The organism is Granulosicoccus sp. 3-233 (assembly GCF_052681095.1).
This window is the reverse complement of record NZ_JBQYLE010000038.1, coordinates 3,287-4,670: the sequence shown is the minus strand read 5'-3', so window position 1 is coordinate 4,670 and position 1,384 is coordinate 3,287. Positions and strand designations below refer to the sequence as shown.

Below are 1,384 nucleotides of genomic sequence, written 5' to 3'. Positions count from 1 at the left end.
ACTGCTTGGGTGTTATATGGTCAAGCCTCACGGGCAATTAGTACAGGTTAGCTTCACACATTACTGCGCTTCCACACCCTGCCTATCAACCTTGTGGTCTTCAAGGGCCCTTCAGGAATCTCAAGGATTCAGTGAGAACTCATCTTGGGAGGGGCTTCCCGCTTAGATGCTTTCAGCGGTTATCCTGTCCGATCGTAGCTACCCGGCAATGCCACTGGCGTGACAACCGGAACACCAGGGGATCGTCCACTCCGGTCCTCTCGTACTAGGAGCAGCTTCCCTCAATTCTCAAACGCCCACGGCAGATAGGGACCGAACTGTCTCACGACGTTCTAAACCCAGCTCGCGTACCACTTTAAATGGCGAACAGCCATACCCTTGGGACCTGCTACAGCCCCAGGATGTGATGAGCCGACATCGAGGTGCCAAACTCCTCCGTCGATATGGACTCTTGGGAGGAATCAGCCTGTTATCCCCGGAGTACCTTTTATCCGTTGAGCGATGGCCCTTCCATGCAGAACCACCGGATCACTAAGACCTGCTTTCGCACCTGCTCGACGTGTCTGTCTCGCAGTCAAGCACCCTTATGCCTTTGCACAAACCGCACGATTTCCGACCGTACTTAGGGTACCTTCGCGCTCCTCCGTTACTCTTTGGGAGGAGACCGCCCCAGTCAAACTACCCACCATACACTGTCCTCAACCCGGATAACGGGCCCAAGTTAGAACTCCAAACATACCAGGGTGGTATTTCAAGGACGGCTCCACGCAATCTGGCGATCACGTTTCAACGCCTCCCACCTATCCTACACAAGTAGGTTCAAAGTTCAGTGCAAAGCTGTAGTAAAGGTTCACGGGGTCTTTCCGTCTAGCCGCGGGTACACGGCATCTTAACCGCGAATTCAATTTCACTGAGTCTCGGGTGGAGACAGTGTGGCCATCGTTACGCCATTCGTGCAGGTCGGAACTTACCCGACAAGGAATTTCGCTACCTTAGGACCGTTATAGTTACGGCCGCCGTTTACCGGGGCTTCGATCAAGAGCTTCTCCGAAGATAACCCCATCAATTAACCTTCCGGCACCGGGCAGGCGTCACACCCTATACGTCCACTTGCGTGTTTGCAGAGTGCTATGTTTTTAGTAAACAGTCGCAGCCACCTGGTCACTGCGGCCCCCAAAAGCTTAGAAAGCAAATTCATCACTCTCAGGGGCGCACCTTCTCCCGAAGTTACGGTGCTATTTTGCCTAGTTCCTTCACCCGAGTTCTCTCAAGCGCCTTGGTATTCTCAACCTACCCACCTGTGTCGGTTTGGGGTACGGACACTGGTTACCTGAAGCTTAGAGGATTTTCTTGGAAGCATGGCATCAACCACTTCGCTCAAAAA

1 rRNA gene (only partly in view) is annotated in these 1,384 nt (G+C 53.1%); it reads right to left on the bottom strand.

The features are described 5' to 3' along the window. Nucleotides 1-16 precede the first annotated feature (16 nt). Nucleotides 17-1,384, bottom strand: a 23S ribosomal RNA gene (locus ACUNV4_RS30200) (it continues 1,616 nt past the right edge of the window).